Source organism: Neisseria sp. P0013.S005, from assembly GCF_051958425.1.
GTDB classification, from domain to species: Bacteria; Pseudomonadota; Gammaproteobacteria; order Burkholderiales; family Neisseriaceae; genus Neisseria; species Neisseria subflava.
In genome coordinates this window covers 1-299 of the sequence record NZ_JBQCVL010000052.1, presented here as the reverse complement: position 1 = coordinate 299, position 299 = coordinate 1, and the positions used below count along the sequence as shown (strand labels likewise).

1 rRNA gene is annotated in these 299 nt (G+C 47.5%); it reads left to right on the top strand.

Annotated elements, in window-relative coordinates:
* Window positions 1-299, top strand: a 23S ribosomal RNA gene (locus tag ACTHTA_RS11460); the annotation flags it as partial.

Here is a 299-nt window from a genome sequence, read left to right as displayed (position 1 = left end):
CTGGGAAGCTTGACCATAGTGGGTGATAGTCCCGTATTCTAAATCTCAACAGTGGTACTAAGCGTACGAAAAGAAGGGCGGGACACGTGAAATACTGTCTGAATAAGGGGGGACCATCCTCCAAGGCTAAATACTCATCATCGACCGATAGTGAACCAGTACCGTGAGGTAAAGGCGAAAAGAACCCCGGGAGGGGAGTGAAATAGAACCTGAAACCTGATGCATAAAAACAGTGGGAGCACCCTTGTGGTGTGACTGCGTACCTTTTGTATAATGGGTCAACGACTTACATTCAGTAG